General features: G+C 59.7%; 24 protein-coding genes. 13 read left to right on the forward strand and 11 right to left on the reverse strand.

Going from position 1 to position 24,892, the window contains the following annotated elements; all coding sequences use genetic code 11:
* Positions 1 to 4: 4 nt before the first annotated feature.
* The 11 genes from FY528_RS09405 to FY528_RS09455 form a co-directional block, all read right to left on the reverse strand.
* The gene (locus FY528_RS09405) at positions 5 to 1,333 is read right to left on the reverse strand and encodes an MFS transporter (protein WP_149070747.1); all 1,329 of its coding nucleotides are present in this window, start codon (positions 1,331 to 1,333) and stop codon (positions 5 to 7) included.
* Positions 1,334 to 1,397: 64 nt separating this feature from the next.
* Positions 1,398 to 2,639, reverse strand: a complete 1,242-nt coding sequence (locus FY528_RS09410; protein ID WP_262383963.1) for an alginate export family protein — start codon at positions 2,637 to 2,639, stop codon at positions 1,398 to 1,400.
* Positions 2,640 to 2,739: 100 nt separating this feature from the next.
* A complete protein-coding gene (gene nirD / locus FY528_RS09415; protein WP_149070749.1) occupies positions 2,740 to 3,096 on the reverse strand; it encodes a nitrite reductase small subunit NirD in 357 nt (118 codons plus the stop codon).
* Positions 3,097 to 3,243: 147 nt separating this feature from the next.
* Entirely contained in the window at positions 3,244 to 5,748 is a 2,505-nt protein-coding gene (nirB, locus tag FY528_RS09420) for a nitrite reductase large subunit NirB (RefSeq protein ID WP_149070750.1), read from the reverse strand.
* A 289-nt stretch (positions 5,749 to 6,037) separates the two neighbouring features.
* The gene (ureG, locus tag FY528_RS09425) at positions 6,038 to 6,790 is read right to left on the reverse strand and encodes an urease accessory protein UreG (RefSeq protein WP_149070751.1); all 753 of its coding nucleotides are present in this window, start codon (positions 6,788 to 6,790) and stop codon (positions 6,038 to 6,040) included.
* A gap of 94 nt (positions 6,791 to 6,884) precedes the next feature.
* On the reverse strand, positions 6,885 to 7,568 hold the full coding sequence (locus FY528_RS09430; RefSeq protein WP_149070752.1) for an urease accessory protein UreF: 684 nt from the start codon (positions 7,566 to 7,568) through the stop codon (positions 6,885 to 6,887).
* A gap of 134 nt (positions 7,569 to 7,702) precedes the next feature.
* Positions 7,703 to 9,418 (reverse strand): urease subunit alpha, encoded by a 1,716-nt coding sequence (gene ureC / locus FY528_RS09435; protein WP_149070753.1) that lies wholly within the window; start codon positions 9,416 to 9,418, stop codon positions 7,703 to 7,705.
* Positions 9,419 to 9,595: 177 nt separating this feature from the next.
* Positions 9,596 to 10,285, reverse strand: coding sequence for an urease subunit beta (locus FY528_RS09440; RefSeq protein ID WP_149070754.1), 690 nt, complete (start codon positions 10,283 to 10,285; stop codon positions 9,596 to 9,598).
* A gap of 26 nt (positions 10,286 to 10,311) precedes the next feature.
* Positions 10,312 to 10,998, reverse strand: a complete 687-nt coding sequence (locus tag FY528_RS09445) for a HupE/UreJ family protein (protein WP_149070755.1) — start codon at positions 10,996 to 10,998, stop codon at positions 10,312 to 10,314.
* Between the two features lie 250 nt (positions 10,999 to 11,248).
* On the reverse strand, positions 11,249 to 12,622 hold the full coding sequence (locus FY528_RS09450) for an NAD(P)/FAD-dependent oxidoreductase (RefSeq protein WP_149070756.1): 1,374 nt from the start codon (positions 12,620 to 12,622) through the stop codon (positions 11,249 to 11,251).
* Between the two features lie 166 nt (positions 12,623 to 12,788).
* On the reverse strand, positions 12,789 to 13,472 hold the full coding sequence (locus tag FY528_RS09455; protein WP_149070757.1) for a carboxypeptidase-like regulatory domain-containing protein: 684 nt from the start codon (positions 13,470 to 13,472) through the stop codon (positions 12,789 to 12,791).
* Between the two features lie 110 nt (positions 13,473 to 13,582).
* Here FY528_RS09455 and FY528_RS09460 point away from each other — a divergent pair, with 110 nt between their 5' ends.
* The 13 genes from FY528_RS09460 (at position 13,583) to FY528_RS09520 (ending at position 24,870) form a co-directional block, all read left to right on the forward strand.
* Positions 13,583 to 13,981 (forward strand): ArsR/SmtB family transcription factor, encoded by a 399-nt coding sequence (locus FY528_RS09460; protein WP_149070758.1) that lies wholly within the window; start codon positions 13,583 to 13,585, stop codon positions 13,979 to 13,981.
* A gap of 40 nt (positions 13,982 to 14,021) precedes the next feature.
* Positions 14,022 to 14,336, forward strand: a complete 315-nt coding sequence (locus FY528_RS09465; protein ID WP_149070759.1) for a (2Fe-2S) ferredoxin domain-containing protein — start codon at positions 14,022 to 14,024, stop codon at positions 14,334 to 14,336.
* A gap of 86 nt (positions 14,337 to 14,422) precedes the next feature.
* Positions 14,423 to 15,115: a YjjG family noncanonical pyrimidine nucleotidase gene (locus FY528_RS09470; protein ID WP_149070760.1), complete on the forward strand. Its 693-nt coding sequence runs from the start codon at positions 14,423 to 14,425 to the stop codon at positions 15,113 to 15,115.
* A 126-nt stretch (positions 15,116 to 15,241) separates the two neighbouring features.
* Positions 15,242 to 15,793, forward strand: a complete 552-nt coding sequence (locus tag FY528_RS09475; RefSeq protein WP_149070761.1) for a hypothetical protein — start codon at positions 15,242 to 15,244, stop codon at positions 15,791 to 15,793.
* 6 nt (positions 15,794 to 15,799) lie between these two features.
* Complete coding sequence (locus FY528_RS09480) at positions 15,800 to 16,723, forward strand: hypothetical protein (protein ID WP_149070762.1); 924 nt, start codon at positions 15,800 to 15,802, stop codon at positions 16,721 to 16,723.
* Positions 16,724 to 16,816: 93 nt separating this feature from the next.
* The gene (gene pruA, locus FY528_RS09485; protein WP_149070763.1) at positions 16,817 to 18,487 is read left to right on the forward strand and encodes an L-glutamate gamma-semialdehyde dehydrogenase; all 1,671 of its coding nucleotides are present in this window, start codon (positions 16,817 to 16,819) and stop codon (positions 18,485 to 18,487) included.
* 166 nt (positions 18,488 to 18,653) lie between these two features.
* Positions 18,654 to 19,046 (forward strand): NADH-quinone oxidoreductase subunit A, encoded by a 393-nt coding sequence (locus FY528_RS09490; RefSeq protein WP_149070764.1) that lies wholly within the window; start codon positions 18,654 to 18,656, stop codon positions 19,044 to 19,046.
* A gap of 70 nt (positions 19,047 to 19,116) precedes the next feature.
* On the forward strand, positions 19,117 to 19,671 hold the full coding sequence (locus FY528_RS09495) for an NADH-quinone oxidoreductase subunit B (protein WP_149070765.1): 555 nt from the start codon (positions 19,117 to 19,119) through the stop codon (positions 19,669 to 19,671).
* 82 nt (positions 19,672 to 19,753) lie between these two features.
* Positions 19,754 to 20,320: an NADH-quinone oxidoreductase subunit C gene (locus FY528_RS09500; RefSeq protein ID WP_187632063.1), complete on the forward strand. Its 567-nt coding sequence runs from the start codon at positions 19,754 to 19,756 to the stop codon at positions 20,318 to 20,320.
* Positions 20,321 to 20,425: 105 nt separating this feature from the next.
* The gene (locus FY528_RS09505; protein ID WP_149070766.1) at positions 20,426 to 21,694 is read left to right on the forward strand and encodes an NADH-quinone oxidoreductase subunit D; all 1,269 of its coding nucleotides are present in this window, start codon (positions 20,426 to 20,428) and stop codon (positions 21,692 to 21,694) included.
* A 22-nt stretch (positions 21,695 to 21,716) separates the two neighbouring features.
* Entirely contained in the window at positions 21,717 to 22,286 is a 570-nt protein-coding gene (locus FY528_RS09510) for an NADH-quinone oxidoreductase subunit NuoE family protein (RefSeq protein WP_149070767.1), read from the forward strand.
* Between the two features lie 122 nt (positions 22,287 to 22,408).
* Positions 22,409 to 23,749 carry an NADH-quinone oxidoreductase subunit NuoF gene (nuoF, locus tag FY528_RS09515; RefSeq protein ID WP_149070768.1) on the forward strand — a complete coding sequence of 447 codons (1,341 nt, stop codon included), beginning with the start codon at positions 22,409 to 22,411 and terminating at the stop codon, positions 23,747 to 23,749.
* A gap of 119 nt (positions 23,750 to 23,868) precedes the next feature.
* Positions 23,869 to 24,870: an NADH-quinone oxidoreductase subunit G gene (locus FY528_RS09520; protein WP_187632064.1), complete on the forward strand. Its 1,002-nt coding sequence runs from the start codon at positions 23,869 to 23,871 to the stop codon at positions 24,868 to 24,870.
* Positions 24,871 to 24,892 lie beyond the last annotated feature (22 nt).

Genomic DNA, 24,892 nt, shown 5'->3' on the forward strand with positions numbered 1-24,892 from the left:
CGGCCTAAGCGCCGGCCAGCGTGAGAGGGGCTTCCGGGGAAGCTTCGGCCGTAGTCTTGCCGATTTCCTTGCGCGCCAGGCGCACCAGCAGCACCAAGCCGCCCACGCCTATTACCCCGATACCGATGTAGAGAAAAGCCGTGCTGTAGCTGATGGAGGCCGACTTAAACAGGAAGCCCACCATCATAGCGCCCAGGTTGCCGCCCGCGCCTACCACGCCGCTCACGCTGCCCAGGGCCTGCTTGTTCACGAAGGGCACGATGGAGTAGGTGCAGCCGTTGGCCATTTTCAAAAACAGGGCAAACCCCAGCATGGCCACAATGGCCAGGGGCAGGCTCGGGGCCAGGGCAAACAGGGCAATACCCACGCCTTCCAGCACCAGCAGCCCACTCAGCAGCAGCCACTTGCCCTGCATGCCGTAGGCCCGCCCGGCCTTATCGCTCACCCAGCCGCCCAGGCCGCGGGCGAAGATGTTCATGAACCCGAAGATGCCGGCCAGCATGCCCGCCATAACCAGCGTAGCCCCGAAATGGTCGACGAAGTAGACGGCGGCCACGTTGTCGATGGTGATTTCGATGCCGAAGCAGGCCCCGTAGGCCAGGGCCAGCACCCAGGTGCGGTAGTCGCGCAAAGCCAGCAGAAATGTGCCCTTGGGCTTTTGGGCCGCGTCGCGCTGAATGTCGGCGTAGTTGCCCCGGGGTGTATCCTGGGTGTACTTGTAGTAGAGCCAGGCCATGATGAGCAGAACAACGCCCGGCACCACCATAGCCAGGCGCCAGGAGTTAGCCTGGTCTACGTAGCCCAGGGCGACGAAAGCGGCGGCCACCAGGGGCATCACCATGTTGGCAATGCCGCCGCCGAGGTTGCCCCAGCCGCCGGCCACGGCGTTGGCCGTACCTACCACGTTGGGCGCAAACATCATGGAGGTGTGAAACTGGGTAATGACGAAGGACGCGCCGATAACCCCGATAGCCAGGCGGAACAGCAAAAAGCTGTAGTAGCTGTTGCTCAGGCCAATGAGCATCACCGGCACGGCCCCCACCACGAGCAGCAGCGTGTAGGTCAGGCGCGGGCCCAGCGTGTCGCAGAGCTTGCCGATAACCAGGCGGGCCAGGATGGTGGCCGACACGGAGGCAATGACGATGTTGCCGATCTGGCCTTTGTCGAGGTGGAGCTGCTCGCGCACCAGGGGCATGAGAGGCGCAATGCCGAACCAGCCGAAAAAGCAGAAGAAGAACGTGAGCCAGGTCAGGTGGAAGGTGCGCATCTGTACGCCTTTGCCGGAAAACAGGGCGAGCTTATCCAGCGGCCGGGCACTCAGTGAATCGTCCATGTCGACAGAGGTTAGAGGTGAATTTGGCAGTGCGTGGTGGTAGAGCAGGGCTCCACGCCCGCGCTTAGTTTTTGAACAAAACCGGCTTGAAGGGGAGCATGGCCCAGGCCCACTGGTTGTGCGCCTGCCCGGCCCGGCCCTTCAGCGCATCGAGCGAAGCCGTGGCCAGAAAGTGCGAGTAGCCCAGCTTGAAGTTGAACTCCGGACTCACGTTGGCATTGAGCACCAGATCCAGCTCCTCCCCCAGCCGGGAGCTCAGGGCCTGCTCGGTCGTGCCCGGCGAATACACCACCGCTGGTGCCTCGAAGTGGTGCACATGCGCCAGCAGGCTGGCTTTGGGCGTGAGCTTGAAGTTAGTTTTCAGGTAGACGTCCACGAGGCCGGCGGTGCGGCCGTTCTGCCCGTGGTTGTTGCCCACGTAGAAGTAATCCATGTGGCCGTAAAAGGCGTGGTTAGTGCCGTAGAGCGGCACGAAGGCGTGGTTGTGGGAGTCGGTAGCGTCGGAGCCCGAGAGGTAGTCGACGCCCAGCGTGAGCGGGGTGAGCTTGGTAGTTAGCGTGACGCTGCCCGCCGCCAGGTAGGCCCGCACGGCGCGGCCGGCGGCATCATAGCCGGTCTGGTAATAGGCTTCGCCGGTCAGGGTTGCCCGGCCGGCGGTAGCCTCGCCGGTCAGGCCGTAGGTTTGCCGGTAGTAGGTGGTCGAATCAGTCCGCTGCCGGCCGTCATTGAAAAACAGGGCCGAAACCTTGCCGCGGGTCCAATCCTTGTGCAGCCAGAGGTACTGCATGGATTTGTAGTTGTCCACGCCGCCGTAGTAGGTATCGGTCAGCTTGGCGGGCTCGGGGGAAAACGCCTGGTTGAACCCCGCCCCGCCGTGCACCACGAAGCCCGCGCTGTCGGCATACAGGAGCTTCAGCGCGTCGTGGCTGCGGCCCTGCTGGGCCCAGTCGAGCCCGCCCAGAAACCGGGCGTTGTCATAGTCGAGCACTTGCCGGCCCACCCGCACGGCCAGCCGGGAAGTCAGCTGGTACTGCCCGTAGGCCTCGAACACGTTGAACAGGTTGGGGTCCGTTTTATAGATCTGGCTGGTGCTGCCCCAAATGCGCACGTCCTGCACCGAAAGCCGCACGCTTACCTTGTTGCGCCCATAGTCTAGGTTGAGGCGGGACCGTTGCTCAACGAAGAAAGCCGGCTTTTCGCGGGGCGTGTTCACCGTCCGAAACCCGTCGCGCAGCTCCGTGCGCGGCCGAATTTCCGCCGATACCACTACTTGCCCCAGCGCCGCCGGGCCGGGCAGCAGCGCCACCGCCAACAATGCCCAAGAAAGTCTATTCGCAGTACAGTGCTCGGGCATAAAAAGCGGTTAGCGGTAAGCAGACAGATTATTAGCGGCGGATGGTAAAGCCTTACCCGGCTTCCAGCCCGATGAACACCAGGCCGTCTTCGACCTTCACCGGGTAGGTCCGGATGCTGCACTCGTCTCCGTTCAGGCATTCCCCTGTGAGCAACGAGAAAGTGCGCTTGTGGAACGGGCAGGCTACTTTGGGCTCACAGGCCTCGCCGGTGCTGCCAATCATGCCGCGGGCCAGGGCCATCTGCTGCTTGTGGGGGCACAGATTCTGGGTGGCGTACCACTCGCCGCGGCGGGCAAAGTTGAAAATGGCCACCTGTTCGCCTTCCACCAGGGCACAGGCGCCCCCGTCGGCCGGAATGTCGGTGGTGCGGCACACGGCCACCCACGTCAGGTCAATGACAGCTTCCATCGGTTGTAGCTTATTTTGAAAGGTTTGGGCGGCGAATGAGCGGCTCTGCAACACCACCCACCGCACCCGGTTTGCTCGTTGGAATTCCGGGCCGCTCCGGGATGGGGCGGCTAGGTTTTCGTCTTAAAAAGTGCGTTGGAGGCCCCGTTACCAGGCTTTCACAATCTTCTGCCCCCGCACCGGCTCGAACTCAATCGAGGGGTCTTTGAGCGTGGGCGCATTCACGAAGTGGGTGAACTGCCGACGCAGCTCGGGGTTTTCGACCACCTCGCGCCACTCGCAGTGGTAGTTCTGGATGAGCAGGGCCATTTCCGCTTCCAGCTCGGCGCAGATGCCCAGGCTGTCGTTGATGACCACGTTTTTGAGGTAGGCCAGGCCGCCGTCCAGCTTGTTGAGCCAAGTGGCGGTGCGCATCAGCGGGTCGGCGGTTTTGATGTAGAACATCAGGAACCGGTCGAGGTAGCGCACCAAAGTTTCCTTGTCGATGTCGGTAGCCAGGAGCTGGGCGTGCTGGGGCTTGGCCCCGCCGTTGCCGCATACGTACAGGTTCCAGCCCTTCTCGGTGGCGATGATGCCGAAGTCCTTGGCCTGGGCCTCGGCGCACTCCCGCACGCAGCCGCTCACGCCGCTCTTGAGCTTGTGGGGGGAGCGGATGCCCTTGTAGCGGTTCTCGATTTCGATGGCCAGCGACACGCTGTCGTGCAACCCAAACCGGCACCAGGTGCTGCCCACGCAGCTTTTCACCGTCCGCAACGACTTGCCGTAGGCGTGCCCGCTCTCAAAGCCGGCATTAATAAGCTCCTCCCAGATATCGGGCAAATCACTCACGTGGGCCCCGAACATATCAATGCGCTGCCCGCCGGTAATCTTGGTGTAGAGCCCGTACTTCTGGGCCACCCGGCCAATGACCATTAGCTGCTCGGGCGTAACCTCGCCGCCCGCAATGCGGGGCACTACCGAGTAGCTGCCCCCCTTCTGGATGTTGGCCAGGTACCGGTCGTTGGTGTCCTGGATGGTGTTTTGCTTGACAATCAGATCGTTCCACAAACCCGACAAGATGCTGCCGATGGCCGGCTTGCAGGTTTCGCAGCCGTCGCCCCGGCCGAAGTGGTCCAGCGCGGCGTCGTAAGTGCGGATGTCGTTGATTTTGAGCAGGTCGAACAGCTCCTGCCGGGAGTACTCAAAATGCTCGCACAGCACGTTTTTAATGTAAGCGCCCTGGGCCAGCAGCGTGCTGTTGATAAGGTCTTTCACCATGGGCACGCAGCCCCCGCAGCCGGTGCCGGCCTTGTTGCACTTCTTCATGCCGTCCACCGTCGTGATGCCCAGCTCAGTAACGGCCCCACAGATGGCGCCCTTGGTGACGGCCTCGCAGGAGCAGATCAGGGCCTCGTCGGGCAGACTCATTACGCCCGCGCCTTCAGCGGCTTCCCCGCCCCGACTGCCCAGAATCAGATCTTCGGGATGGGGTGGCAACACGATTTTGTTGTTGACGGTTTGCAGCAGCAGGTTGTAAGCATCCGCGTCGCCGATGAGCACGCCGCCGAGCAGGTATTTGCCGTCGGGGCTGATGTTGATGCGCTTATACACCCCGCTATGGGCATCCTCGAACACGATGGAGCGGCTGTGGGGCTCGGCAATAAACGGGTCGCCGAAGCTGGCTACGTCCACGCCGATGAGCTTGAGCTTGCTGCTCATGTCGTAGCCGGTGAAGGCGCGGGCGCCCTGGGTCAGCTGGCTCACCACTACTTCGGCCATGTCGTAGCCGGGCGCCACCAGGCCGTAGATCATGCCCCCGTGCAGGGCACACTCCCCAATGGCAAAGATGCGCGGATCCGAGGTCTGCATCTCGTCGTTGACGACGATGCCGCCGCGCAGGCCCACTTCCAGGCCAGCCAGCTTGGCCAGCTCGTCGCGGGGCCGGATGCCGGCCGAAATCACCAGCATATCAACCTCCAGCACGGAGCCGTCGCCGAAGTGCAGACCGTCGATTTTATTTTCGCCGGCAATGCTGCTGGTCGCCTTATTCAGATGGATTTTCAGCCCCAGCGCTTCGAGCTTGGCTTGCAGCATCTGACTGCCGGCCGCGTCGATCTGCCGGGGCATCAGGCGCGGCGCAAACTCGATGACGTGGGTTTCGGGCACACCCAGATCGAGCAGGGCTTTGGCCGCTTCCAGCCCTAGCAAGCCGCCGCCCAGCACGGCCCCCGAGCGGGCGGTGGCGGCGCAGGCTTTGATATCGTCGAGGTCTTCAATGGTGCGGTAGACCATGACGCCGGCTTTTTCCACGCCGGGAATGTCGGGCACGAAGGCCGAGGAGCCGGTGGCCAGCACCAAATAGTCGTAGGGCTGTACCAGGCCGCTGCGGGCGTGTACTGTCTGGCTGGTGCGGTCAATTTCCTGGACCGCGTCGCCCAGGTGCAGGGTGATGTTGTTGTCGTAATACCACTGCAGCGGGGCCATTAGCAGGTCGTCGGCGGTTTTGCCCCCGAAGTACTCACTCAGATGGACCCGGTCGTAGGCCACGCGGGGCTCCTCACCAAAGACCACCAGATTGAAGGCTGAAGTTTTAGCAAGCAGCTTCTCGCAAAACTTATAGCCCACCATGCCATTGCCAACGACAACGACGGTAGGAACGTGCTTCGGTACCATAGGACCAGGGTATTAGAAAGTCAACGAATAGGCAGCAGCTTAAGTGGGTGGGATATACAGGAGAGTGCGGAAAGCGAAATATACGTAAACCGATAATCACCCCTTAAAATCTAGGGCCATTTCCGATTTACTTATAGCAATTATAGACAAACACCCCCTAATATCAAAAGGAATATTTTAAAATATCATGTTCTTTTAACACTATACCCCCTTAATATCTATAGGCAAATCAAAAGCCCCTAAGATACTTCTTAGGGGCTTGCCACAACATAATCTATACAGAGGCGGTCTAACGGCGGTCTTCCCGCACCGATTCCAGGGCCTGGGCTTTGGCAGCGTGAATGTGCTGGATTATCTCGTCGAGTCCCAGACCGTGCAGGGCACGGGCGAAGAGGAAAGGCCCGTCGCCGCGCATGCGGCGGGCGTCGCGGTCCATCACGCCGAGGTCGGCGCGTACCAGCTCGGCCAGGTCGGTTTTGTTGATGACCAGCAGATCGGACTGGGTAATGCCGGGCCCGCCCTTACGCGGCACTTTGTCGCCGCCCGCCACATCAATGACGTAAATAGAGTAATCGACCAGTTCCCGGCTGAAGTGCGCGGCCAGGTTGTCGCCCCCACTCTCCACGAACAGGTAGTCGAGCTTGTGGTCGAAGCGGGCCATGAGGCCTTCCAGGGCATCCATGTTCAGGGAAATATCCTCCCGAATGGCTGCGTGCGGGCAGCCGCCGGTTTCCACGCCCACAATTCGGTCTTCGCTCAGGGCGCTCTGGCGGATCAGGAACTCGGCGTCTTCGCTGGTGAAGATGTCGTTGGTGACTACGCCTAGCTCGAACTCGTGGCGCAGCCGCTCACACAGGGCTTTCAGCAGGGCCGTTTTGCCGGTGCCCACCGGTCCGCCAATACCCACGGTAAAAGCCCGCTTACGGAAGTTGCGGTGCGGGGGCAGGCGCCGGGTTTCGCGCTGGGTGTAGTCGCCGGGCGAGTCGTATTGCTCGTGCGCGTGGCCGTGGAGCAGCAGGGCAAGCTTATCGATGAAGGGCATTTTTTGTCAGTTGCCAGTGGTGATTTATGAGTTGTCAGGCTGTCATGCTTCGGCTGCGCTCAGCATGCCCCTATAATAGCAGCGGGCATTAGTTCTAATTCTGAAACAGGCGGGAGTAGACGTGTTCGTGCAGCATCTGAGCCGTGTCGAGCAGGCTGGCGGAGCGGGTAGCGGCGCGGTAGTCGAGGTGAGCAACGTCGGCCAGCAAGTCGTCGAAAATGGCGTAGAACTCGTGCTGAAGCCGATGCCCTTCCATGGGGCCGAGGCAGCCTAGCCGGATAGCGGCGCTGACTTGGTCACGCAGGGCCAGGTGCAAATAGAATGTGTGAGCTTCGGCCAGTGAGTAATTCAGCCGTTGCAGACTTAGGGCCAGCAAGGGCACGAAATGCCCCGGCAGCTGGTACTGCTTCAGCAGCTCGCCCAACTCCCGCAACCCAGCCGCCGGGTAAAATGACTGCAGCAGCTGCAGCCAGGTTTTGCCCTGGGTCAGGCTGGCTTTGTGCATGGCGGGCACCAGCAGCTGGGCATCGTATTCAAGCAATATGTCGGTCAGCGCCGCGGGGCCCAATGGCCAAACCAGCGCATAACAGGAGTTCAGAAACGGAATTTCCAGCCCCACGGCCTGCTGCAGATACGAGTACAGATAGTGCCGCAGCCCCGCCGGGTCGCGCACCAGCCCAAACGTGCGGCTGCTTTCCAACCCGTAGGAATACGCGAAGCCGCCCGTCGGCAGGGCCGAATCGGCAAGGTGGAGCAGGCGGGCGAGGCGGGTAGGCAAGAGACCTTAGAACTTAGAGGTGAGAGGTGAGAACTTAGAGCTGAGAACTCAGAAGTGAGAAGCAAGACTGGTACTGGTGGCTTGTTAGGCGGTGTACCAGTCTCGCTTCTCACTTCTGAGTTCTCAGCTCTTCATTAAAACAGATTATACAGCTGGGCCAGGGGCAGCTTTTCGGCGGGCTCACAAGTGAGGTGCACGCCGTCCACCGTCACGCGGTAGGTTTCGGGGTCTACTTCGATGTTGGGCAGGTAGTCGTTGAGGGCCATGTCTTTCTTGGTCACGCTACGGCAGCCCTGCACGCCCACTACCTGCTTGCGCAGGCCGTAAGCGGCGCGCACGTGCTCCACCGAGGCGCCCGACACGAAAGCCAGGGAGGTGCCGCCCACCGCCCCGCCAAACGCCCCGAACATGGGCCGCGAAAACGAGGGCTGGGGCGTGGGAATGGAGGCGTTGGCGTCGCCCATCTGGCTGCGCACAATCACGCCGCCCTTCACCACCATTTCGGGGCGGGAGCTGAAGAAAGCGGGTTTCCAGAGCACCAGATCGGCCAGCTTGCCTAGCTCAATGGAGCCTATTTCCTGGGCAAAGCCGTGGGCGCGGGCGGGGTTGATGGTGTATTTGGCGATGTAGCGCCGGGCGCGGAAGTTGTCGGCGGTGCTGGCGGCGTCTTCGGGCAGGGGGCCGCGCTGCTGCTTCATCTTGTGGGCCGTCTGCCAGGTGCGCGTCACCACCTCCCCCACCCGGCCCATGGCCTGGGAGTCGGAGGAAATGATGCTGAGCGCGCCCATATCGTGCAGGATATCCTCGGCGGCAATGGTTTCGCCCCGGATGCGGCTTTCGGCGAAGGCCACGTCCTCGGGAATGTTGTGGTCGAGGTGGTGGCACACCATCAGCATGTCCAGGTGCTCGTCGATGGTATTCTTGGTAAAGGGCCGCGTGGGGTTCGTGGACGAGGGAATGACGTTCGGCTCCCCGCAGATTTTGATGATGTCGGGGGCGTGCCCGCCACCTGCGCCCTCGGTGTGGTAGGCGTGGATGGTGCGCCCCTTAAACGCGCCCACCGAGTTTTCCACGAAGCCGCTTTCGTTGAGCGTGTCGGTGTGAATGCACACCTGCACGTCGTACTGCTCGGCTACCTGCAGGCACTGGTCGATGGCCGCGGGCGTGGTGCCCCAGTCTTCGTGCAGCTTGAAGCCCAGCGCGCCGGCCGCAATCTGCTCGTGCAGGCCCTCGGGGCGGGAGGAGTTGCCCTTGCCCAGGAACCCGAAGTTGAGCGGAAACGCGTCGGTGGCTTTCAGCATCATTTCGATGTAGAACGCGCCCGGCGTGCAGGTGGTGGCCGTGGTACCGGCGGCCGGCCCGGTGCCCCCGCCCAGCATGGTGGTCAGGCCCGAGGCCAGGGCTTCCTCAATCTGCTGAGGGCAGATGAAGTGGATGTGGCAGTCGATGCCGCCGGCCGTCAGAATCAGTCCTTCGCCGGCAATGACCTCGGTGGTCACGCCCACCACCATCCCGGGCGTGACGCCGGCCATGATGTGCGGATTGCCAGCCTTGCCGATGCCGCTGATGCGCCCGTGCTTCACCCCGATATCGGCCTTGTAGATGCCGGTGTAATCGAGTACCAGGGCGTTGGTGATAAGCAAATCCAGGGCCTCGGCCTGCGGAATACCAGCGGCCTGGCCCATCCCGTCGCGCAGGGTTTTGCCGCCCCCGAACTTGCACTCCTCCCCGTAGACGCAGTAGTCCTGCTCAACTTCTATGATGAGGTCGGTGTCGCCCAGGCGCACCTGGTCGCCGGTAGTGGGGCCGTACATATCGGCGTACGCGCGCCGGTCAAGGGAGAGGGACATAAGATTCAGATCTTAAGCGCGGGTTTAGTAATTCTATTCAGTTATAGGAGAGCAAAAAGATTCTTAGAACGTCATGCTGAGCCTGTCGAAGCATCTCTACTACTTCGTCCGAGCCGTTAAACGAAGCAGTAGAGATGCTTCGGCTGCGCTCAGTATGACATTTGCAGGCACTAGATATCAATCCACCTTCCCATTAATCAACCCATTCCCGCCATAGACAATCCGCTCCCCGGCGAGGGCCACGAGCGTCACGCGCTTCCGCTCGCCGGGCTCGAAGCGCACGGCGGTGCCGGCGGGAATATTGAGGCGGAAGCCCCGGGCGACGGCGCGGTCAAAGTCGAGGGCGGCGTTGGTTTCGAAGAACGGGTAGTGCGAGCCAACCTGGATGGGCCGGTCGCCGCGGTTGAGCACGTCCAGCGTGAGGGTTTCGCGGTCTTCGTTCAGGGTTAGCGGTTCAGTCTGCAAGTGGTATTCGCCGGGCTCCGGGGCGGCTTCGGCGGCAGCGGGCGGCACGGTGCGGGTGAGGCCGGAGCCGTAGAGGGCCAGTTCGGGTGAGCCGGCTTCGCGGCAGATGGGCTGGTGTACCGTCACGAGCTTGGTGCCGTCCGGGAAGGTGCCTTCCACCTGCACCTCGGCCACCAGGCCAGCCACGCCGGGCAGCACGTCGCGCAAGCCCAGGATCTGCTTGCCCTTATTCATCAGGTCGGCCACCGATTCGCCGTCGCGGATAAACTCCAGCAGCTGGGTAGCCAGCAGCGCCACGGCCTCGGGGTAGTTGAGGGCCAAGCCGCGGGCGTAGCGCTTCTGAGCCACCACGCCGGCCTGGTGCAGCACCAGCTTATCGAGGTCTTTGGGGGAAAGGTGCATTTGGCTTAGAACTTAGATAGTAGAGCTTAGAGGTTAGAAGCGGACGGGGAAATACGGGAGCTAGTAGGAGCAGGCGTGGAACGCATCTGGGCTCTAAGCTCTTGTTTCTCCGCGCTAAACAGATTCCCGTAAATCATCCAGCTGCCGTAGCCGATGCTGAGCAGGGCCGATACCACCACCATGCCCGTGCGCAGGCCGTAGCTGAGCCGCATGCGCTGGGTGAACGGAATGCTCACCAGCGCCGACGCGCCCAGCATGCCGGCCACTGAGCCCAGCCCAAACAGCAGCAGATAAGCCACGCCCAGCCAGGTAGTGCGCATACTGCCCATCAGGAGCACGACCAGCGCCCCACTGCCCGCCAGCCCGTGTACCAGCCCCACCGCGTAGGCCGCACCGCGCTGGTAACGGGGCGGCTTGGTTTGGTACTGGTTTTTGTCGGTGAGGCGGCTGAGGCCCATAAGTAGCAGCATGGCTCCTACCCCGGCCTCAAAGTAGTTGGAGTGCTCCACGGCCGACTTGCTCACGAGCAGCGCCCCGCCAAACAAGACGAGCGTGGTCGTGTGGCCTAACCCCCAGAAAAGCCCCTCCCGCACGGCCAGCAGGCGGCTGTCGTGGCGGGCCACCAGGTTGGTCACAGCAATCAGATGGTCTGCCTCGAATGCATGCCCCATTCCTACCAGGAAGGCAAACAGTAAAGGCAGCGCGTCGTGCATGGCAAGAAAATCTGATTCAAGTATTATCGGTGTTCAATCTAGGGCCTTATCCTTAAAATACATGTATTTTATATAGTATACACCCAAAAAAATAGCCCTACTTCTAAAGTAGAGCTATCCTAAACTATGTTACTACCTGTCATGCTGAGCGAAGGCGAAGCATCTCTACCACTTCGTTGCACTAGTAATCTGACGAAGCGGTAGAGATGCTTCGCCTTCGCTCAGCATGACGCCCTTGTCTTGAGAATGCCTACGCCTGGGGCGTCTGAATGGCGGGTGGCGGGGCATTGTACTGGGGCGTGGCGTTCTGCTGCTCGGCGGGGCGCTTGCCTTTGTCGTCCTTCATGTCGCGGCGGTTGAAGGGCCGGATGATGAGGCGCAGGGCCTTGTCGGCGGTGAGGTAGCTAAAGGCCCAGTCGATGAAGGCCACCACTTTGTTGCGGAAGCCTACCAGCGTCATCAGGTGCACAAACAGCCACGTGAGCCAGCCCAGGAACCCGCTGAAATGGCCCTTGGGCAAATCTACCACAGCCTTGTTGCGGGCCACAATAGCCATGACACCCTTGTTATTGTATTTGAAATCGACGGGCGTCTGGCCTTTGGCGAGGCGGCGGAAGTTGTCGGCCAGGTGGTCGGCCTGCTGCATGGCCACGGGCGCCAACATGGGCAGCCCCTTGGGCATGTCTTCCGTCACCATGTTGGCTACGTCGCCAATGGCAAATACGTTCGTGAAGCCTTCCACCTGGTTCCAGCGGTTCACATTGATGCGTTTGTTGCGGGCCACAACGTTCTCCGGAATGCCCGGCACGGCGGCGCCATTCACCCCGGCCGCCCAGATCAGGTTTTCCGTCGGGATGAACTCGGTATCGGAGTAGTAAGCTTTGCAGTCCTCAAACCGCTTGATGCTGGTGTTAAGCAGGATGTGCACGCCCAGCTCCTTGAGGTACTCATACGCCTCCCGCTGCGACTGGGGCGACATAGGCCCCAGGAGCTCCGCCCCGGCTTCCACAATGGTAATCTGCATGTGCTGGAAGTCCAGCTCGGGGTAGTCCTTGGGCAGCACGCTCCGGCGCATTTCGGCCAGGGAGCCGCTGATTTCCACGCCGGTGGGGCCGCCGCCTACTACGACAATGTTCAGCAGGGCCTGGCGGGCGGCGGGGTCTTCGGTGAGCAGGGCTTTTTCCAGGTTCTGGAAGATAAAGCTGCGCAGGTTCAGCGCGTTCGGAATGCTTTTGATCTGCATGCCATTGCGCTCAATGCTCTCAATCCCGAAAAAGTTGGTGAGGGAGCCGGTAGCCAGCACCAGGTAATCGTAGCGGATGTCGCCGATGTTGGTGTGGACGGTGTTGGCGGTAGTATCCACGCGCGACACATCGGCCATGCGGAAGAAGAAGTTCTTCTGCCCGGCAAAAATCTTGCGGATGGGATAGGCGATGCTGTCGGCCTCCAGGGCGCCGGTAGCCACCTGGTAAAGCAAGGGCTGGAAATTGTGGTAGTTGTTGCGGTCAATAACCACCACCTGCACTGGGTCGTGGCGCAGTTGCTGCGCGAGGCGCAAACCGCCGAAGCCACACCCGACGATGACGACGCGGGGCTGGGAGGTAACCGGAAGATTAGTATCCATAGGGAGAGAAGCTTGCTGCAAGGTCAAACAGTAGCTGTACCGTGAAACCGGAGTTCTGGTTACCGCGCAGCTTGCCTTGGCGGCGAATATAGGGGCCGAACAATACAAAAGGCCAGCGCCGATTATATCCGCGCTGGCCTTCTGCTGATAGGAATCTGACTACGCGTTAGTAATCTACGCCTTCCTTTTTCTTGAACTCACCTTTTTTCACTTGCTGAATCAGCTGCAACCAGCTGAAGGGGTTCAGCAAAGGGTTGTTGGACTGCAAGGAGGGACCCATGCCCATGCGGCGCTGCTGCTCCAGCTGCTGTTGCTGCAGGGTCTGGCGGTAGTTGCCTACGCTGGTCACGGGGGCGTTGTTGAAAATGCGCCGCATGATGTCCTCGTTTAGGTTTTCGGCAGTGGCTGAGCCCCGTTCTTTGGGCAGCTTGAGGGCCAGGAAGGCCCGTTTGAACTCCCGCTCGGTGGCGTAGGGAAAAATGCGGATTTCGGGCAGTACGGTGGCGTCTTCCTTGAGCGACACAATCACCGAGTAGCTCTGACGCGCGTAATCGGCCGGAATAACCACGTACTGGTTACGGTAGCCCAGGGAGCGAATCACGATACTATCCCCGGCCAGCACGGGCAGAGAAAAGTAGCCGTAGGCGTTGGTAGCGGTGCCGCGCCCGGCCTGGGGCACCAGCACGGAGGCGCCCGGAACGCCCAGCAGCGAGTCGCCAGTAGCTACGATGCCGGTGAACTGCACCACCTGGCGCTGGCCCTGGGCCCGTGCCTCGGTGGGGCCGCCCAACCAGGCAGCCAGGAGCAGCAACCCGACGAAAATAAAACGAAATCGAACCACTTCAGACATACGAAACGAACCTGACTACAAGTATACGGCGCTTTCGGGGGTCACTCCCCGCTTTGGCGTAAATTTGTGCCGGCCCTGTGCCGACCCTCCTCTCCCCGTTGCTACACAAGATGCGCCTGAAACATTTCTCCGTTGCATTTGGCCTGCCAATATTTAAGGCCCTCGGCGACGAAAGCCGGGTGCGCATCCTGCATTTGCTGTGGCGCAACCAGGAAATGTGCATTTCCGACCTGGAACAGGTGCTCGACTTCACCCAAACCAAAACCTCCCGCCAGCTGGCCACTTTGAAAAGCGCCGGCCTCGTGAGCTTCCGGCGCCTCGATAACTGGGTATTCTACTTCATCAAGGATGAAGCCCTGGATTTCGTTCAGCAACTGCTCAGCTACATGGAGCGCGACACGCAGCTGGCCAAAGACCAGAAGATTTACCAGACGCTCTGGTCGAACCGGGAACTAGCCGCGTATAAGCTCCAAAACCGCCGCTGGACGGGCACCGCCGAGCTAGAGTAACGCTGCTGCCGGCCGCCCAGGGCGCCATTGCCTTTTGCCTATGAAGTCTGTTGTCCGATTATTTGTTTGCACTGCCCAGAAAGATGAAATCGGTAAAGACGTAGCGCGGGCGCTGAAAGTTGAAGTCAAGAAACAGGGCCTGAAAAGCCTCTTCAGCGGGGGCGACAAGCACAAAATACGCGTGCAAACCTGCAACTGCCTCGACCTGTGCAAGCACTGCAAGAAAGGTCCCGGCGCTGCCCTGGTTGTGTACCCGGAAGGCCCCGTGTACGGGGACGTAAAGCCCCGCGACGCAGCCGACATTGTGCAGCACCTCAGCGAAGGTAAGCCGGTAAAGCGCCTGCTGCTGGATTAACTGCCAGGCCGACGGCGAAACCAACCTCCCCAAACCAGCCGCTTATTCCCTCGTTACTCTATTACCCGTCACTTCATTACGCCTTCGTGAAATACCGTCATCTTTTCTTTGACTTGGACCACACGCTGTGGGACTTTGAAACCAACGCCGACGAAACGCTGCGCCACTTGTTTACGCAGCACGATTTACAGCGCCACGGCATTGCAGTGGAAAAGTTTATCCAGGTATACTCCGATATCAACCACGGCCTGTGGCGGTTGTACCAGAGCAACAAAATCACGCAGCAGCAGCTACGCGTCACCCGCTTTCCGCGCACATTTGTGCAGCTGGGTTTGCGCGAGGAAGATTCGCCGGCGGGCATCTCCGAGCAGTTCACGGACATTCTGCCCCTGAAGTCGGCCGTATTTCCCTACACCTACGAAGTGCTAGACTACCTACAGGCGAAAGGCTACCAGCTGCATCTAATTACCAACGGGTTCAGGGATATTCAGCACATCAAGCTCAACTCCTCCCGCCTCACCAACTACTTCCAGGAGATTGTGACGTCAGAATGCTGTGGGCACCTCAAGCCCGATGTGCGCATATTCCAGCATGCCTTGGAGCGCACCGGCGCCACGGCCTCGGAAAGCCTCATGATTGGCGACAACCTGGAGTGCGACGTGCTGGGCGCCCACAATGCCGGCCTCGACCAAGTGTACTTCAACCCCGAAAAGCGCCGTCACTTCAACCAGATTACTTACGAAATCAGCTGTTTAAGTGAGCTAAAGGAGATACTGTAGACGCTCTTATCATCCTGAGCAGCGCGAAGGACCCTCCCACGCTTGTAGTTCTTGCGTGAGAAGGTCCTTCGCGCTGCTCAGGATGACAGCTGCCGTGAGAATGACAAGCCCTTACCTTTGCCGCCCATGACACAGTTGATTGGTTTTTCGGGCAAGCGCGGCAGCGGCAAGGATACGTTGGCCCGCCTGCTCCAGCGGCTGCAGCCCGAGCGTAAGTGGCACATCCGCTCCGTGGGCGAACCGATAAAGGCCGTGTGCGCGGCCCTAGCCGGTGAGGGTACAGCCCCGTACTTTTCTCAGAAGGGCAAAGCCGAAACGCTGGCGGCCTTTGGGCGCACCCGCGGCGAAATGCTCCAACAGGTGGGCCTGGCGCTGCGTCAGTGGGAGCCGGACATTTGGGTACAGGCTTTTTTCTCGCAGCTGCCCGCCGACCAGTGCACCCTCATTCCCGACGTGCGCTTTCCCAACGAGGCCGACCTGATCCGGCGCCGGGGCGGCCTGATGCTGCGCGTGGAGGGCGACCCGCTCGGCCAGCGCGGCGACGGCACCCGCGACGACGACCACCCCAGCGAAACCGCCCTCGACTCCTATCCGCACTTCGATTACACCATCCACAACACCGGCTCCATGACGGACCTGGAGCAACAGATCCGCGAGCTGCTGGCGCGGCAGCAGTAATTGGATATGGATAATGCAGAACAGGAGTGGCCGGGAAAACTCAAAGCAGCCTTGTTCTCCATCCTCTTGGTAGTAGGAGCTTTTTACGTTTATGGGCAGGAAAACGAGAAATTTCTGCTCAACACTGCTCCGGTAAAATTAGGCACTATCAAAGAGTTGAAAATCGACCGTAGGGGCAAAGGCAGGCCAAGGTATTACGTCTTTCTAAGACTGTTGCCGTTCATCAATACCGATTCACTTGTTGAGGTAAAAGTAGATTGGCTACAGTTTCAGCGTTTACGCGCTTCCGATACCTTAGCCGTTCACTATTCCCTCCAAAGTCAAAAAGCAAGTATTTCTCCTCAACCGGCTCCATTTATAGGGCATTGGCTGTTGGCCGGTGGCTTATTTTTCGCAGGAAGCTTGCTGCCAGGCCGCTGGAAAGAACGGCTACTCCCCCGCCTCAACCCTTGGCTATGGCGCTCAGCGGTATTCTTGCTTGGAGGCTGTATGCTGGGGGTTGGGTTGAAGGGCTGCGCTGAATGGGCTGGCCTATATAGCCATTTGCAGCCTTACCATACCGGTTATCATCTACCAGGACGGGTACTGGCAGCTAGCCCTACCGATTCATTTCCTGCTGCTTTGGTAGCCTTCCACCCAGTTGAGGATACCTCGGGCGCAACGGCTTATACCCGCTGGATGCCGCTGCCTTCTTTTTACCATTCCATGTTTCAGGAAGCACTCAAGCTGAACTGGAAACCGCCAGTGGAAGTTTGGTACCCTACTTATCACAAGGAAAAAGCGCGCCTACTGGTTGAAATCAAACCAGACGACGCAGATACGTTACAGATGGAATATTTTTTCATGTTTGCTGGTGGTTTTATCCTGCTCATAGTGCAGATCAATCCATTAGAAAAGCTGTGGAAACAACGGGCAAATTCGATGGATTGACAGTTTTGTTAGCTTCCTCTACAACTAGGCTTTCCTCTCTACCTTTGCTTTTCCACCCAACCACCATTTAGCAACCCCAAACCAGCACCCGCCATGGCTAACGGCTTTTTCAACGTTCCCACCCCGATTAACGAGCCTGTAAAAGGCTACGCGCCGAACTCGCCCGAGCGCCTCGAGCTCCTCAAGATGCTAAAGGAGCTTAAGCAGCAGCAGCGCGACATTCCCATGCACATCGGTGGCCAGGAAGTGCGCACGGGCAAACTGTTGAACATTACCCCGCCCCACGACCATCAGCACGTTCTCGGGCAGTTTCACGAGGGTGACGCTTCTCACGTGCAGCAAGCCATTGAGGCTGCGCTGGCCGCGCGCACCCAGTGGGCCGATATGCCCTGGGAGCACCGGGCCGCCATCTTTCTGAAAGCCGCCGACCTGCTGGCCGGCCCTTACCGGGCCCGCCTCAATGCGGCCACCATGCTGGGGCAAAGCAAAAATGCCTTTCAGGCTGAAATCGACGCAGCCTGTGAGCTGATCGACTTTTTCCGGTTCAACGTGCATTTCATGCAGCAGATCTACCAGCAGCAGCCCGAGAGCCTGCCCGGTATGTGGAACCGCTTGGAGCACCGCCCCCTGGAAGGCTTCGTATTTGCCCTCACGCCCTTCAACTTCACGTCCATTGCCGCCAACCTGCCCGCCTCGGTGGCCATGATGGGCAACGTGGTGGTGTGGAAGCCCGCCAACACCCAGGTTTACTCGGCCCAAGTGCTGATGGAGCTCTTCAAGGAAGCTGGCGTGCCCGATGGCGTTATCAACTTGGTGTACGTGGATGGCCCCACCGCCGGCGAGGTCATTTTCAACCACCCCGACTTCGCGGGCATTCACTTCACGGGCTCCACGGGCGTGTTCCAGAACATCTGGAAAACCATCGGCCAGAACATTCATAAGTACAAGAGCTACCCGCGCATTGTGGGCGAAACCGGTGGCAAGGACTTTATCCTGGCTCACCCTTCGGCTCACGCCAAGGCGGTGGCCGTGGGCATCAGCCGGGGCGCGTTTGAATACCAGGGCCAGAAGTGCTCGGCGGCCTCGCGGGTGTACTTGCCCTCCAACCTGGCCGACGAAATCCTGGGCTACGTGAAGGAAGATCTGGCCTCGTTCAAGATGGGCGATGTAGAGGACTTCTCGAACTTCATCAACGCTGTTATCGACGAGAAATCCTTCGATAAGCTGGCCAAATACATCGACGGAGCCAAGGCCGATGCTGCCGCCGAAATCGTGGCTGGCGGCGGCTACGATAAGTCGAAGGGCTACTTCATCGAGCCCACCGTCATCGTGACCAAGGACCCGAAGTACGTAACCATGTGCGAGGAGCTGTTCGGCCCCGTGCTCACCGTACACATCTACGATGCCGACAAGTTCGACGAGGTACTAACGCTGGTGGACACGACTTCCCCTTATGCCCTCACCGGTGCCATCTTCTCGCAAGACCGTTACGCCATCGACCTGGCCTCGAAGAAACTGGTGCACGCGGCCGGCAACTTCTATATCAACGACAAGCCTACCGGCGCGGTAGTGGGCCAGCAGCCCTTCGGCGGCGCCCGGGCCTCCGGCACCAACGACAAGGCTGGCTCCCTGCTGAACCTGCTGCGCTGGGTGTCGCCGCGTGCTATTAAGGAAACCTTCGTGCCGCCAGTAGACTACCGCTACCCTTTCCTGGGCGTAGAAACCGGCGAAAACCTGAACGCCACCGGGCAGGGCGGGTTTTAGCAAATACTTTCTGCCGTTTATAGTACAGCCGCTTCAGAATTCTGGGGCGGCTGTGGTATTATCTGGGCCTTTCCCCTGCCTCCCTATTTCACCTTTGTTCCCAACCGGCTAGATCCTACCTTTGCCTCCCATGCCGTTTCTACGCGGCGTTTATTTGTTGCCGTCTATGCTTCTCGCCGTTCCAACCCAATACCAGCCCCAGGATTTTCTGCCCATCGTGGTGCAGTTCGTGCTGGCCGTGGCCTTCGTGGCCTTTGCCATGGTTACGTCCCACTTGCTGGGCCCACGCCGCAAGAGCGTGGTGAAGGACGAAGCCTTCGAGTGCGGTATCGAATCGGTGGGCAACGCCCGTACCCCGATTTCGGTGAAATACTTCCTTACGGCCATTCTGTTTGTGCTCTTTGACGTGGAAGTCATCTTCATGTATCCCTGGGCCGTGAACTTCCGCCAGCTAGGCACCACGGGGTTTGTACAAATGATTGTCTTTCTGGCCCTGCTGATGGCCGGCTTCGCCTACGTTATTAAAAAGGGCGTTCTACGCTGGAATGAAAGCCGTTAAGTCAAACTTTTGCCCCCTGGCTAATGTTGGCTAACGTGGAGTAATCCGCTTGCTAACCTGACTTTCTCTCATGGAAAATAGAGTTCCTGAAATCAAAACGGTGGAAGCCCCCGAGGGCATCGAAGGCGCTGGCTTCTTCGCCACCTCGCTGGAAAAAGTAGTGGGCATAGCCCGCGCCAACTCGCTCTGGCCACTTCCTTTCGCTACTTCCTGCTGCGGCATCGAGTTCATGGCTACCATGGGCTCCCGCTACGATATTTCCCGCTTCGGCTCGGAGCGTCCTTCCTTCTCGCCCCGGCAGGCCGACCTGCTGATGGTGATGGGCACCATTGCCAAGAAAATGGCTCCGGTGGTGAAACAGGTGTACGAGCAAATGGCTGAACCCCGCTGGGTGCTGGCTATGGGGGCCTGTGCCTGCTCGGGCGGCATCTTCGACACCTATTCGGTGCTGCAGGGCATTGACCGGATTATCCCGGTGGATGTATACGTACCGGGCTGCCCACCCCGCCCCGAGCAGGTGCTCGACGGCCTGATGCGGGTGCAGGACCTGGCTAAAAACGAGTCGTTCCGCCGCCGGAATTCGCCCGAGTATCAGGCCTTGCTGGCGTCGTATAACATTAAATAGGTAACGAGTATTGGGTATTGAGTAGCTAGACTTTTTACTGTCGGCAGCTCAATACTCAATACCAGATACTCCATACTCAGAAATGGCTGACCAGAACGAAGAATCCCCGGTGGCTCAGGAAGCCGCGGCAGCCCAGGACCCCGCTGCGCAGAAAAACGCCCAGCTACTGGCCTTGCTGCATCGCCTGTTTGGAGCCGACGCCTTCACCGACGTGGAGGAGCCCTATGGCCTGCTAACGGCTACCACTACCCGGGAGCGGATCCACGACATCATTGCGGGCCTGCAACAGGATCAGGAGCTTCAGCTCAACTTCCTGACGACTATGTGCGGCATGCACTTTCCGGAAAAGGAAGGGCAGGAACTGGGCATGGTGTACCACCTGCACAGCCTGGTACACAACGTACGCCTGCGCCTGAAAATCTTCTTCCCGATTACTGATCCGGTAGCACCTACGCTGACGGACCTTTACGCAACGGCTAACTGGATGGAGCGCGAGGCCTTCGACTTCTTTGGCATCATCTTCCCCGGCCATCCCAACCTGATGCGCATCCTCAATGTGGAGGACATGGACTACCATCCCATGCGCAAGGAATATGCTTTGGAAGATGGTACCCGTGAAGACAAAACCGACCTGTTCTTTGGACGATAATTCTTAGAACTTAGAAATGAGAGCTTAGAACGTAGACTGTTCTTGTTTTCAGACCTCTTTCTCCAACTTCTAAGCTCTAAGTTCTAGGCTCTAAGCTCTGAAAAAATGGCAGTAAACGACACGCTGGAAGGCACGCATAAAATAATCGAAGAAGCGCGCGAGCAGCAGCCCCGGATTAACCCGCTGGCGCCGACTGTGAACGACTTCAACCAGGAGCTGACGACGCTGAACCTGGGCCCCACGCACCCCGCTACCCACGGCATCTTCCAGAACATTCTGCAGATGGACGGGGAGCGGATTGTGTCGGGCGTGCCGACCATTGGCTACATCCACCGCGCTTTCGAAAAGATTGCCGAGCGCCGGCCCTTCTACCAGATTACGCCCCTGACGGACCGCATGAACTACTGTTCGTCACCCATCAACAACATGGGCTGGCACATGACGGTAGAGAAGCTGCTGGGCGTGGAAGTTCCGAAGCGCGCTCAGTATATCCGGGTTATCCTGATGGAGCTGGCCCGCATCACCGACCACCTGATCTGTAACGGCATTCTGGGCGTGGATACCGGCGCCTTTACCGGCTTCCTTTACCTCATGGATGAGCGGGAGAAGGTGTACGAAATCTACGAGGAAGTAAGCGGCGCCCGCCTCACCACCAACATGGGCCGCGTGGGCGGCATGGAGCGCGACTTCTCCGACGTGGCCATTGCCAAGCTGCGCGCCTGGCTGAAGACCTTCCCGGCCGTGATGGCCGAGTTTGAGAAGATGTTCAACCGCAACCGCATCTTCATGGACCGCGTGGTGGACGTAGGCGGCATTTCGGCCGAACGCGCCCTCAACTACGGTTTCACCGGCCCCAACCTGCGCGCCGCCGGCGTCGACTACGACGTGCGGGTGATGAACCCCTACTCCAGCTACCAGGATTTTGAGTTTGAAATTCCGGTAGGCACCAAGGGCGACACCTACGACCGGTTCATGGTGCGCAACGAGGAAATCTGGCAGAGCCTGCGCATCATCAACCAGGCGCTGGAAAACCTGCCCCAGGGCCCCTACCACGCCGATGCCCCGCACTACTACCTGCCCCCCAAGCAGGCCGTGTACAAGAACATGGAGGCCCTCATCTATCACTTCAAGATTGTGATGGGCGAGATTGAGGCTCCGGTTGGTGAAGTCTACCACTCGGTAGAAGGCGGCAACGGCGAGTTAGGCTTCTACCTGGTTTCCGATGGAGGCCGCACGCCTTACCGCCTGCACTTCCGCCGCCCCTGCTTTATCTACTACCAAGCCTACACCGAAATGGTAGTGGGCCAGACCCTCTCCGACGCCATCGTGACCCTGTCGTCGATGAACGTCATTGCCGGGGAGCTCGACGCGTAGTTTTTTGCTGAATACAACTGATATGGAATCAACTGCTACCAAGCCGCAATTCTCCGAAGCCGCCCAGGCCGAAATTGCGCGCATCTGCAAGCAATACCCGGAGGAGCGCCGCAAATCGGCCATGCTGCCGGTGCTGCACATTGCCCAGGCCGAGTTTGGTGGTTGGGTTAGCCCCGAGGTGCAGGATCTGGTGGCCGAAGTGCTGGGTGTGAAACCCATTGAGGTGTACGAGGTATCGTCCTTCTACACCATGTTCAACCTCAAGCCGGTAGGCAAGCACGTGCTGGAAATCTGCCGCACGGGCCCCTGCATGCTGCGCGGCTCCGACGAGCTGACGGCCCACCTGGAGCGCATCACGGGTGCCAAAGTAGGCGGCCCGGCCTCCGATGATGGCCTGTTCACCCTGAAGGAAGTGGAGTGCCTGGCCGCTTGCGGCTTCGCCCCCATTGTGCAGGTACGCGAGAAATACTACGAGCAACTCGATACCCCGGAAGCCGTGGACGCCATGCTCACGGAGCTGCGCAACCAGGTGCACCGCCCCGCCCTGCCTTGGGAAGAAACCGGCCTCCCCAACGCAGTGGCCAATAATTAGGCTGTTGGCTGTTAGCTATTAGCTGATAGCCTTCTGCCCGAGTAATTTTGTTCGTCAGATCTTTCTGACAGCCTACTGACCTAGCTAACAGCCATCAGCTAACAGCTAATAGCTCCAAAACCATGGGACGCAAACTGCTGACCGAACATATTAACGTTGAAGGCATCGACACCCTGGAGGTGTACCGCAAGCACGGCGGCTACCGCTCGGTGGAGAAGGCCCTGAAAACGATGACGCCCGACGAAGTGGTGGAAGAAGTGAAGAAGTCGGGCCTGCGCGGGCGCGGCGGCGCGGGCTTCCCCACGGGTATGAAGTGGAGCTTCCTGGCCAAGCCCGAAGGTGTGCCACGCTACCTCGTCTGCAACGCCGATGAATCGGAGCCGGGCACCTTTAAGGACCGCCAGCTGATGTCGAAGCTGCCCCACTTGCTCATCGAGGGCATGATTACGAGCTCGTACGCGCTGGGCGCCAACACGTCCTACATCTACATCCGCGGCGAGCTGTTGTACGTGCTGCGCATCCTGGAAAAAGCCATTGCCGAGGCCTACGCGGCTGGTTTCCTGGGTAAGAACATCTTGGGCTCGGGCTACGACCTTGACCTGTTCGTGCACCCCGGTGGCGGTGCTTACATCTGTGGTGAGGAAACTGCCCTGTTGGAAAGTCTGGAAGGCAAGCGGGGCAACCCGCGCAACAAGCCCCCATTCCCGGCCGTGCAGGGCCTCTACGCCCGCCCCACGGTAGTGAACAACGTGGAATCCATTGCCGCCGTGCCGGTGATTGTGAACGAGGGCGGCGACGAGTACGCCAAAATCGGGGTGGGCCGGAGCACCGGCACCAAGCTGATTTCGGCCTGTGGTCACCTCAACAAGCCCGGCATCTACGAAATCGAGCTGGGTCTGCCCGTTGAGGAATTCATCTACTCCGATGAGTACTGCGGCGGCATCTGGAAAGGCCGTGACCTGAAGGCCGTAGTAGCCGGCGGCTCGTCCGTTCCGATTCTGCCCAAGGAGCTGATCCTGAAAACCGCCGCTGGCGAAAACCGCCTGATGACCTATGAATCGTTATCGGATGGCGGGTTTGTGACGGGTACTATGCTGGGCTCGGGTGGCTTTATTGCCATGGACGAGACCACCTGTATCGTGCGCAACACCTGGAACTTCTCGCGTTTCTACCACCACGAGTCGTGCGGGCAATGCTCGCCCTGCCGCGAGGGTACGGGCTGGATGGAGAAAGTGCTGCACCGCCTCGAGCACGGCCACGGCCACATGGAAGACATCGACCTGCTGGTGAGCGTGGCCAAGCAAATCGAGGGCAACACTATCTGCCCCCTCGGTGAAGCTGCCGCCTGGCCGGTAGCCGCCGCCGTGCGCCACTTCCGCCACGAGTTTGAGTGGCACGTGACCCACGCCAAGGAAGCCGCCCAACCCGGCGCGGTGTACCGGCCAAGCGGTGTACTGGTGTAATAACAGAACGTCATGCAGAGGCGCAGCCGAAGCATCTCGCTCGTGTAGTAATCAATAGTACCACAACGTCAGCACGCGAGATGCTTCGCTCCGCTCTGCATGACAGACGATTTTTGATAATGGCTAAAATAACCTTTGATGGCGTTGAGGTAGAGGTACCAGATGGAACTACTATCCTGAATGCAGCCCGCCAGATTGGCGGCAGCATCGTGCCCCCGGCCATGTGCTACTACACCCCGCTGAAAGGCTCGGGTGGCAAGTGCCGCGCCTGCCTGGTACGCGTGGCGGCCGGCTCGGCCAAGGACCCACGCCCCATGCCAAAGCTGGTGGCCTCGTGCGTGACGCCGGTGCAGGACGGGATGGTAGTGGAAAACACCACCTCGGAGCAGGTACTGAACGTGCGCAAGGGCATTGTGGAGATGCTGCTCATCAACCACCCGCTGGACTGCCCCGTGTGCGACCAGGCTGGGGAGTGCGACCTGCAGAACTTTGCCTTCGAGCACGGCGTGAGCACCACCCGTTACCAGGAAGAGCGCCGCACCTTCGAGAAAATTGACATTGGCCCGCTGATTCAGCTGCACATGACGCGCTGCATCCTGTGCTACCGCTGCGTGTACACGGCCAATCAGATTACCGACAACCGGGTGCATGGTGTGCTGGGTCGCGGGGATGCTGCCGAAATTGGCACCTACATCGAGAACATCATCGACAACGACTTCTCCGGCAACGTCATTGACGTGTGCCCGGTAGGTGCGCTGACGGACAAGACCTTCCGCTTCAAACAGCGGGTATGGTTCACCAAGCCCGTAAATGCCCACCGCGACTGCCCTAAGTGCTCCGGCAACGTGGTGCTGTGGTACAAAGGCAAAGACGTGCTGCGCACCACGGCCCGCAAGGACCAGTACGGCGAGGTGAAAGAGTGGATCTGCAACGAGTGTCGCTTCGAGAAAAAGGAAACCTCGGACTGGACTATTGAAGGCCCGGCGCATATTGACCGCTCTTCCGTTATTTCGGCCAACCACTACGAGTTGCCCGTGCTCAATCAATCGGTAATAGCCGACTTGCCCGAAAGCACCCAGCGCGACCTGGAAAAAAATCCTCCGCTGAAATTAGGCAACTGATTTTCGGCTGTTAGCTGATGGC

Origin of the sequence: Hymenobacter lutimineralis (assembly GCF_008271285.1) — a bacterium.
Classification (GTDB): domain Bacteria; phylum Bacteroidota; class Bacteroidia; order Cytophagales; family Hymenobacteraceae; genus Hymenobacter; species Hymenobacter lutimineralis.

What these genes read in the sequence shown, in the direction of transcription:
- FY528_RS09405 (WP_149070747.1), bottom strand. Translation starts at nt 1,333, where the DNA reads ATGGACGATTCACTGAGTGCCCGGCCGCTGGATAAGCTCGCCCTGTTT.
- nirD (WP_149070749.1), bottom strand. Translation starts at nt 3,096, where the DNA reads ATGGAAGCTGTCATTGACCTGACGTGGGTGGCCGTGTGCCGCACCACC.
- nirB (WP_149070750.1), bottom strand. Translation starts at nt 5,748, where the DNA reads ATGGTACCGAAGCACGTTCCTACCGTCGTTGTCGTTGGCAATGGCATG.
- ureG (WP_149070751.1), bottom strand. Translation starts at nt 6,790, where the DNA reads ATGCCCTTCATCGATAAGCTTGCCCTGCTGCTCCACGGCCACGCGCAC.
- ureC (WP_149070753.1), bottom strand. Translation starts at nt 9,418, where the DNA reads ATGTCCCTCTCCCTTGACCGGCGCGCGTACGCCGATATGTACGGCCCC.
- FY528_RS09440 (WP_149070754.1), bottom strand. Translation starts at nt 10,285, where the DNA reads ATGCACCTTTCCCCCAAAGACCTCGATAAGCTGGTGCTGCACCAGGCC.
- FY528_RS09445 (WP_149070755.1), bottom strand. Translation starts at nt 10,998, where the DNA reads ATGCACGACGCGCTGCCTTTACTGTTTGCCTTCCTGGTAGGAATGGGG.
- FY528_RS09450 (WP_149070756.1), bottom strand. Translation starts at nt 12,622, where the DNA reads ATGGATACTAATCTTCCGGTTACCTCCCAGCCCCGCGTCGTCATCGTC.
- FY528_RS09455 (WP_149070757.1), bottom strand. Translation starts at nt 13,472, where the DNA reads ATGTCTGAAGTGGTTCGATTTCGTTTTATTTTCGTCGGGTTGCTGCTC.
- FY528_RS09460 (WP_149070758.1), top strand. Translation starts at nt 13,583, where the DNA reads ATGCGCCTGAAACATTTCTCCGTTGCATTTGGCCTGCCAATATTTAAG.
- FY528_RS09465 (WP_149070759.1), top strand. Translation starts at nt 14,022, where the DNA reads ATGAAGTCTGTTGTCCGATTATTTGTTTGCACTGCCCAGAAAGATGAA.
- FY528_RS09475 (WP_149070761.1), top strand. Translation starts at nt 15,242, where the DNA reads ATGACACAGTTGATTGGTTTTTCGGGCAAGCGCGGCAGCGGCAAGGAT.
- FY528_RS09480 (WP_149070762.1), top strand. Translation starts at nt 15,800, where the DNA reads ATGGATAATGCAGAACAGGAGTGGCCGGGAAAACTCAAAGCAGCCTTG.
- pruA (WP_149070763.1), top strand. Translation starts at nt 16,817, where the DNA reads ATGGCTAACGGCTTTTTCAACGTTCCCACCCCGATTAACGAGCCTGTA.
- FY528_RS09490 (WP_149070764.1), top strand. Translation starts at nt 18,654, where the DNA reads ATGCTTCTCGCCGTTCCAACCCAATACCAGCCCCAGGATTTTCTGCCC.
- FY528_RS09495 (WP_149070765.1), top strand. Translation starts at nt 19,117, where the DNA reads ATGGAAAATAGAGTTCCTGAAATCAAAACGGTGGAAGCCCCCGAGGGC.
- FY528_RS09500 (WP_187632063.1), top strand. Translation starts at nt 19,754, where the DNA reads ATGGCTGACCAGAACGAAGAATCCCCGGTGGCTCAGGAAGCCGCGGCA.
- FY528_RS09505 (WP_149070766.1), top strand. Translation starts at nt 20,426, where the DNA reads ATGGCAGTAAACGACACGCTGGAAGGCACGCATAAAATAATCGAAGAA.
- FY528_RS09510 (WP_149070767.1), top strand. Translation starts at nt 21,717, where the DNA reads ATGGAATCAACTGCTACCAAGCCGCAATTCTCCGAAGCCGCCCAGGCC.
- nuoF (WP_149070768.1), top strand. Translation starts at nt 22,409, where the DNA reads ATGGGACGCAAACTGCTGACCGAACATATTAACGTTGAAGGCATCGAC.
- FY528_RS09520 (WP_187632064.1), top strand. Translation starts at nt 23,869, where the DNA reads ATGGCTAAAATAACCTTTGATGGCGTTGAGGTAGAGGTACCAGATGGA.